Raw genomic sequence first — 8,170 nt, forward strand, 5'->3', positions numbered from 1 at the left:
GCGGGCGCCCCCCCCCCCGGGGGGGGGGGCCCCCCCCCCCCCCGCCCCCCCCCCCCCCCCCCCCCGCCGCCGCCCCCCCCCCCCCCCCGGCGGGGGGGGGGGGGCCGGGGGCGTGACCGGTACGCCGGGGGCTCAGGCCCCGAGCAGGGCCAGGACCCGGTCCGTGAGGGCCGTCACCCGGGCGGGATCCGGCGCCTCGGCGTTGAGGCGGACGACGGGTTCGGTCTGGGAGGCGCGCAGGTTGAGCCAGGCGCCGTCCGGCAGGGTGACCGTCAGCCCGTCGAGGCGGTCGAACGCGGCGCCCGGCTCCTCGGCGGCGAAGGCCCGCTCCACCGCGGCCAGCGCCGCCGCCGGGTCCGCCGCCGTGACGTTGATCTCGCCGGAGGAGGCGAGCCGTTCGTACCCGGCCATCAGCCGCGACAGCGGCTCCGGGGAGGCGCCCAGGGCGGCAAGGACGTGCAGGGCGGCCAGCATGCCGGTGTCGGCGAACCAGAAGTCGCGGAAGTAGTAGTGGCCGGAGTGCTCGCCGCCGAAGACCGCGTCGTGCTCCCTCATCAGCGCCTTGACGAAGGAGTGGCCGACCCTGGAGCGCACCGGGAGCCCGCCGGCCTCCTTGACGACCTCGACCGCCGAGCGCGAGGTGATCAGGTTGTGCACGATCGCCGAGCCCGGATCCCTGGCCAGCTCCCGCTCGGCGATCAGCGCGATCACGGAGGACGGCGAGACCGGCTCGCCGCGCTCGTCGACGACGAAGCAGCGGTCCGCGTCGCCGTCGAAGGCGAGCCCCAGGTCGGCGCCCTCCGCCCGCACCCGGGCCCGCAGGTCGGCCGTGTTGGCCGGCTTCATCGGATCGGCCTCGTGGTGCGGGAAGGTGCCGTCCAGCTCGAAGTAGAGGGGGACGACGTCGAGGGAGGGGTCGTCGAGGACGAGCGGGACGGTGAGCCCCGCCATGCCGTTGCCGGCGTCGACGACCACGGTCAGCGGCCGGCCCCGGCGCAGGTCCACCAGGGAGCGCAGATGGTCGGCGTACTCCTCCAGCAGGTCGGCCTCGCGGTACGGGCCGGGGGCCGTCGGCGCGGGCGGCGGGACGGAGCCGGCGAGCAGCCGTTCGCGCAGGAGCTCCAGGCCACTGCCCTCGCCGACCGGCACGGCGCCGGCCCGGCAGAGCTTGATGCCGTTGTACCCGGCCGGGTTGTGGCTCGCGGTGAACATGGCGCCCGGCACGCCGAGCCGGCCGGAGACGAAGTACAGGTAGTCGGTGGAGCCGAGCCCCGCGTCGACGACGCCGGCGCCCCGGGAGCGGACCCCGTCGGCGAACGCCTCGGCGAGCGCGGGCGAGGTGGCGCGCATGTCGCGGGCGACGGCGATCTCGGGCGCGCCGGTGAGGTCCGCGAACGCGGCGCCGATCAGGCGGGCCGCGGGGGCGTCGAACTCCTCGGGCACCAGGCCCCGGATGTCGTACGCCTTCACGATCCCGGCGCGGTGTCCGCGTCCGTGGCGTCCGTCGGGTGCGTTCGGTTCGGTCACGCTCCTGGTCCTTTCCTGGGTTTCCCCGGGCGCAGCCACAGGGTGGCCAGCGGGGGCAGGGTGAGCGTGACGCTCACCGGGCTGCCGTGACGGGGTTCGGGTCGGGTGGTGTACGTGGTCGTGGTGGCGGCGCCGGAGCCGCCGTAGGCGGGGGCGTCGGTGTCGAGGACGACCTCCCAGGCGTCGGCGGCCCCGGGGACGCCGACCGGGTAGGCGTGGCGGACCACCGGGGAGAGGTTGCTGACGCAGACGAGCGGGCGGCCGGCGGCGTCGAAGCGGGCGAAGGCGAACACGTTGTCGGCGGCGGCGTCGGCGTCCAGCCAGCGGAAGCCGGCCGGGTCGGTGTCGCGCTGCCACAGCGCGGGGGTGGCCCGGTAGACGGCGTTCAGGCGGGCCACGAGGTCGCGCACGCCCCGGTGGTCGGCTGCCGCGCCGTAGCCGGGGTCGAGCAGCCACCAGTCGGGGCCGCGGTCGTGGTCCCACTCGGCCCCCTGGGCGAACTCCTGGCCCATGAAGAGGAGTTGCTTGCCGGGGTGGGCCCACATGAAGGCGAGGTAGGCGCGGAGGTCGGCGCGCTGCCGCCACCAGTCGCCGGGCATCTTCGACACCAGGGACCGCTTGCCGTGGACGACCTCGTCGTGGGAGAGCGGCAGCAGGTAGTTCTCGCTGTGCGCGTACACGGTCGAGAAGGTCATCTCGTGGTGGTGGTGGGACCGGTGGACGGGGTCGCGACCCAGATAGCCCAGCGAGTCGTGCATCCAGCCCATGTTCCACTTCAGGCAGAAGCCGAGGCCGCCGAGGCCGTTGGCGCCGGTGACGTGGGTGGGGCGGGTGACGCCGTCCCACGCGGTGGACTCCTCGGCGACGGTGACGACGCCGGGCCACGCGCGGTGAACGGTGGCGTTCACCTCCTGCAGGAAGGCGACCGCGTCGAGGTTCTCCCGGCCGCCGTGCCGGTTGGGCGTCCACCCGCCGGGGCCCCGGGAGTAGTCGAGGTAGAGCATCGACGCGACCGCGTCCACGCGGAGGCCGTCGACGTGGAACTCCTCGCACCAGTAGAGGGCGTTGGCGACGAGGAAGTTGCGGACCTCGGGGCGGCCGAAGTCGAACTCCAGGGTCCCCCAGTCGGGGTGCTCGGCGCGCCGGGGGTCGGCCGGCTCGTAGAGCGGTCCGCCGTCGAAGCGGGCCAGCGCCCAGTCGTCCTTGGGGAAGTGGCCGGGCACCCAGTCGACGATCACCCCGATGCCGGCCCGGTGGAAGGCGTCCACCAGGTGGCGGAGGTCGTCGGGACCGCCGAGGTCCGGGGAAGGGGCGTAGTAGCCGGTGACCTGGTAGCCCCAGGAGCCGCGGAAGGGATGGGCGGCGACGGGCATGAACTCCACGTGGGTGAAGCCGAGTTCTCCGACGTACGACGGCAGCACCTCGGCGAGCTCGCGGTAGCCGAGGCCGGGCCGCCAGGAGGCCAGGTGCACCTCGTAGACGGAGAACGGCGCCTCGTGGTGGGAGAGTTCGCCCCGCCGGGCCATCCACTCCTGGTCGCGCCAGACGTGGCGGCCGGTGGTCACGACGGAGGCGGTGGCGGGCGCGGCCTCGCAGGCGCGGGCCATCGGGTCGGCCTTCTGGGCCGTCCGGCCGCCGCCGGTGATCTCGTACTTGTAGCGGTCGCCCTCGCCCGCGCCGGGCACGAACAGCTCCCACACGCCGCAGGGGCCGCCGCGGCGCATGGCGTGCCCCCCGGGGCGCCAGCCGTTGAAGTCCCCCACCACGGCGACGGCCTCGGCGGCCGGCGCCCACACCGCGAACCGCGTGCCGGCGACGCCTCCCCGGGTGCCCGGGTGGGCGCCGAGCACCGTCCAGAGGCGTTCGTGGCGGCCCTCGGCGATCAGGTGCAGGTCGAGCTCCCCCAGCGGGGGTACGGTGCCGGACACCGGCGGTCCGGGGGCCAGGGCGGTCGGTGACACGGGGGTGGTTCCTCCTCGGGAGCGCCGTCCGGGGACGGGTGGGGTGCGTGGGGGGGGGTGCGTGGGCGTGGCGGACGTCAGCGGGTCGCGGCCAGGCGCTGGACCGCGGTGAGCGGGATGGGCAGCCAGTCCGGGCGGTGGTGGGCCTCGTAGACGGCCTCGTACACCGCCTTCTCCGCCTCGAAGGCGCGCAGCGCCACCGGGTGGCAGCGCGGGTCCGTGCCGCCCGCCGAGGCGTAACCGGCGATGAAGGCGCGGCGGTTGCGGACCGCCCAGGCGTAGGCGCGCCGGGTCTGGCGCAGCCGGCCGGCGGCCCCGGCGGCCCCCGCCGTGGCGGGCGGGGCGGGCTCGCCGGTCAGTTCGACGAGGGCGTACTGGGCGGCGTAGTCGAAGGAGCGGAGCATGCCGGCGATGTCGCGGAGCACCGGCCGGGGGCGGGTGCGGGCGGCGGCGGGCCGGTCGGGTTCGCCCTCGAAGTCGATGACCGTCCAGCCGTCCTCGGCCCGCAGCACCTGGCCGAGGTGCAGGTCGCCGTGGGTGCGCTGGGCGGGGACGCCGCGGGAGCGCACGGCGACGCGGGCGTGGTCGTGGTAGAGCGTGGAGATCCGGCCGACGAACCGTTCGAGCTGCGGCACCCGCCGGGCGGCGCGGGCGAGTTCGTCGGTCATCCCGGCCACCTCGGCCGCGACCTGCCGCGGTGAGAGGCGCACCACGGGGAAGGCGCGGGCGAGGGCCCGGTGGACCTCGGCGACGGCCCGGCCGAGGGCGTGCGCCTCGCCGGTGAAGCCGCCGACGGCGGGCACGCCCCGGCAGCTGCCGGTGATGCACTCGGCGGCCTGCCGGGTGGCCAGCCGCCAGCCGTCGCCGGCGGAGGGCACGTACGCCGAGAGCACGCCGAGGACGGTGTCCGGCTCGCCGGGGACGGTGGAGTACAGCCGTCCGGCGAGCGCGGGGGTGTGGGCGCTGCCGGCCGCGGTGAGCGCGGCGAGCGTGTCGGCCTCGGGGTGCGGGCCGGGTTCGGGGCTGCGCAGCAGCTTGAGGACGAGCCGGTCGTCGTAGACGAGGGTGGTGTTGCTCTGCTCGACGGCGAGCGGGCGGCCCGGGCCGGCCGGCAGGACCAGGCCCTCGGCGGCGGACAGCCGGGGCGCGCCCGGCGGCCCGTCCTCGGCGGCGGCCCGCAGCAGGGCGCCGGTCAGCCGGGGGTCGGCGGTGGCCTCGTACAGCCACCAGTCCTCCCACGGGCCGTCGGCGATCCGGCCGACGACGGCGTCGCCGAGTCCGCGGGGCACGGTCCGGCACAGGCCGAGCAGCAGCTGGTAGCGGTGGGGCCGGTCGCCGCCCGCGTGGTGGGCGTCGGCGAGGACGTGGAGCAGGGCCGGCGAGCCGTCCCGCAGGACCGAGACGGTGCGCAGCCGCAGTCCGTCGAGGCAGCCGCGTTCGTGGGCGAACCAGCGGCGGGTGACCAGCCAGGGCGTGAGGGCGGCGGCGAGCGGCTCGGTGTCGGCGGCGGAGGCGCAGACCGCGCAGGCGACGGAGACGGCGGTCACGCGTCGGCCCTCCGGACGGCGAGGACGTGCGCGGAGGCCGGCCCGTCGCCGGGCGCGAGGCGGACGTAGTTGTGCTCCGTCCAGCGGTGGCCGGTGCCGGTGAGCTCGTCGTGGACGTCGAGCACGACGTCCCAGTCCAGGCCGAGGGCGGGCAGGTCGAGGGAGACGGTGGCCTCCTGCGGCCCGTGCGGGTCGAGGCTGACGACGGTGAGGACGAGGTCGTCGCCGGCCTGCTTGGAGTACGCGACGACCTGGTCGTTGTCGGTGCGGTGGAAGCGCAGCGAGCGCAGGTCCTGGAGCGCGGGGTGGGCGCGGCGGACCCTGTTGAGCAGGCCGATCAGCGGGGCGATGGTGGTGCCGGCGCGGTCGGCCGCCGCCCAGTCGCGGGGGCGCAGCTGGTACTTCTCGGAGTCGGCGTACTCCTCGCTGCCCTCCCCCGCCGGGACGTTCTCGCACAGCTCGTATCCGGCGTAGACGCCCCAGGCGGGCGAGAGGGTGGCGGCGAGCACGGCCCGCTGCTCGAAGGCGGCGCGGCCGCCGGCGACGAGGGAGCGCGGCAGGATGTCGGGGGTGTTCACGAACAGGTTGGGCCGCAGGTAGTGGGCGGTCTCGCGGCTGAGTTCGGTGAGGTAGTCGGTCAGGTCCCGCTTGGTGTCGCGCCAGGTGAAGTAGGTGTACGACTGGTGGAAGCCGATCTGGGCGAGGGTGCGGAGCATGGCGGGGCGGGTGAACGCCTCGGCGAGGAAGAGCACGTCGGGGTCGGTGCGGGCCATGTCGGCGAGGACCGTCTCCCAGAAGGGGACGGGCTTGGTGTGGGGGTTGTCGACCCGGAAGATCCGCACGCCGCGGGCGGCCCAGAAGCGGAGCAGCCGCAGGGTCTCGGCGACGATGCCGTCGAAGTCGGTGTCGAAGTCGACGGGGTGGATGTCCTGGTACTTCTTCGGCGGGTTCTCGGCGTGGGCGATGGTGCCGTCGGCCCGGTGGCGGAACCACGCGGGGTGCTCGGTGAGCCAGGGGTGGTCGGGCGAGCACTGGAGGGCGAAGTCGAGGGCGGTCTCCAGGCCGAGGGAGCGGGCGCGGGCGACGAAGGCGTCGAAGTCGTCGAGGGTGCCGAGGTCGGGGTGGACGGCGTCGTGGCCGCCGGCCGCGGAGCCGACCGCCCAGGGCGAGCCGACGTCGCCGGGGCCCGCGGTCAGGGTGTTGCCGGGGCCCTTGCGGTGGCGTTCGCCGATGGGGTGGACGGGCGGCAGGTAGACGACGTCGAAGCCCATCTCGGCGACGGCGGGCAGCCGTTCGGCCGCGGTGCGCAGGGTGCCGGGCAGCAGGGTGCCGTCGGGGCCGGGGCGGGCGCCCTCGGAGCGCGGGAAGAACTCGTACCAGGAGCCGTAGAGGGCGCGCCGGCGGTCCACCTGGAGCGGGAACGGGCCCTCGGTGGTGAGGAGTTCGCGCAGCGGGTGGCGGTCGAGGACCTTCCGCACGGGCTCGGCGACGGCCGCCGCGTACCGCTCCCCGGGTGTCAGGGCGGGGGTGCGTACGGTGGCGGCCGCCGCGAGCAGGGTGCGCCGGTCGCGGCCGGGGGGCAGCGCGCGGGCGGCGCGGTCGAGGAGCCGGGCGCCCTCCTCCAGGACGAGCGCGGTCTCCGTGCCGGCGGGGAGTTTCACCTCGGCCTCGTGGCGCCAGGCGCCGACCGGGTCCGCCCAGGCCTCGACGGTGAAGCTCCACCGGCCGGGCAGGTCGGCGGCGGCGGTGGCGGTCCAGCGGTCGGTGCCGGGGGCCTGTTCGCGCAGCGGGAGCGGGGCGCGGTCGCGGCCCCGGGGGTCGCGCAGCACGACGTGGGCGGCGGGCCGGTCGTGGCCCTCGCGGAACACGGTCGCGGCGATCTCGAAGCGCTCGCCGACCACCGCCTTCGCGGGCAGCCGTCCGGCGGCGACGACCGGGCTCACGTCCGTGACCGGGATCCGTCCGACGACGGTGCGGTGCGCGGGCGGCGCGGCCTTCGCGGTGCGGTCCGCGACGAGCTGGAGGGCGGCGGGCCGTGCGGCGACGGAACGGACGGTGGCGGTGCGTGGCATGGTGGTCGGTCTCCCTCGGCGGGTCGGAGCGCGCGGCGGTGCGGGGTGGCCCCGCGGGTCGCGTACGGCGGTGGCCTGGCGGCCGGTTCAGGTGGTGTCGGCCCGGCCGCAGACCTTGCAGGCGGTCGGCTCGTCCGGTGCGGCGGCCGGGGCGGCGGGGCCGGCGGCGACGAGGGCCGGCGGGGCGGGCGCGGCCGGCGGGTGCGGCTGCTGTTCGGGCTCGCGGGCGGAGTGGGCCCGCAGCGGCAGGGTGACGGCCGCGTGGCCGGGCGCCGCGGCCTCCGTCACCTCGGTGCGCGAGCCCAGCACCTCCACCATGTAGAAGACGATGAGCACGGCGAAGCAGGTGAGGCTGGCGACCGCGCTGAGCAGGCCGACCAGGGTGGCGCCGAGGTAGAGCAGCGGCCCCATGGAGAAGTGCGAGCGGATGGTCGCCGCCTGCTGCGGGGTGATGAGGTGGCTGAGGTGGCGGTGGCCGCGCGAGGCGTACCACCAGATGGCGTTGAAGGGCAGTCCGCCGACGGTGAGCGTGAGCCCGTAGAAGACGGCGGCGGCGCGCTCCCCGTGCCCGGAGGCGAGTCCTTCGGCGAGGACGTGGGTGGAGAAGGGGATGAACGCCACGTTCATGAGCAGCAGCAGGTTCATCAGGAGCAGCGGGCGGTCGACCCGGCGGATGTAGAAGAGCATGGTGTGGTGGTTCATCCACACCACGCCGATGATCAGGAAGCTGAAGACGTACGCGGCGTAGGAGGGCCAGAGGGCGAGCAGCCCGTCGAGCAGGGGCCGGTCGTGCGGCAGCTCGATCTCCAGGACGAGCAGGGTGATGGCGATGGCGAAGACGCCGTCGCTGAACGCCTCCAGGCGGCTGGTGCTGATCTCGTGCACCTCCGCGTTCGCGGGGTGCGCGGTGCGCGGCGGCGCGGTGGAGTCGTGGTGGGAGAGGTGTTTCACGGGTGTTCCCTTCCGGTGGCGGGGGGGGGCGCGGGCGCGGGCGCCCGGCGCGGGCGGGCGGGGCCGGGGCGGGGGGGGGGGGGGGCGAGAGGCGGGGGAGCGGCGCGCGCGG

General features: G+C 76.2%; 4 protein-coding genes and 1 pseudogene. All 5 read right to left on the reverse strand.

The window, feature by feature from the left end:
• Window positions 1-132: 132 nt before the first annotated feature.
• The 5 genes and pseudogenes from ACFW1I_RS36220 to ACFW1I_RS36240 all read right to left on the reverse strand — a co-directional run bounded on the left by ACFW1I_RS36220 (window position 133) and on the right by ACFW1I_RS36240 (window position 8,058).
• Window positions 133-1,527 (reverse strand): phosphomannomutase/phosphoglucomutase, encoded by a 1,395-nt coding sequence (locus ACFW1I_RS36220; RefSeq protein WP_384678008.1) that lies wholly within the window; start codon window positions 1,525-1,527, stop codon window positions 133-135.
• Complete coding sequence (gene glgB / locus ACFW1I_RS36225; RefSeq protein ID WP_384678022.1) at window positions 1,524-3,764, reverse strand: 1,4-alpha-glucan branching protein GlgB; 2,241 nt, start codon at window positions 3,762-3,764, stop codon at window positions 1,524-1,526. The genes ACFW1I_RS36220 and glgB overlap by 4 nt, the downstream gene beginning before the upstream one ends.
• 938 nt (window positions 3,765-4,702) lie before the next feature.
• Window positions 4,703-5,035 (reverse strand): annotated as a pseudogene (locus ACFW1I_RS36230) (hypothetical protein); the annotation flags it as partial.
• Window positions 5,032-7,107: an alpha-1,4-glucan--maltose-1-phosphate maltosyltransferase gene (locus ACFW1I_RS36235; RefSeq protein ID WP_384678010.1), complete on the reverse strand. Its 2,076-nt coding sequence runs from the start codon at window positions 7,105-7,107 to the stop codon at window positions 5,032-5,034. The pseudogene ACFW1I_RS36230 and the gene ACFW1I_RS36235, both read right to left, overlap by 4 nt.
• An 87-nt stretch (window positions 7,108-7,194) precedes the next feature.
• A complete protein-coding gene (locus tag ACFW1I_RS36240; RefSeq protein ID WP_384678012.1) occupies window positions 7,195-8,058 on the reverse strand; it encodes a TMEM175 family protein in 864 nt (287 codons plus the stop codon).
• Between the last annotated feature and the right edge of the window lie 112 nt (window positions 8,059-8,170).

The sequence above is a fragment of the Streptomyces sp. NPDC058955 genome (assembly GCF_042741435.1).
Lineage (GTDB): Bacteria > Actinomycetota > Actinomycetes > Streptomycetales > Streptomycetaceae > Streptomyces.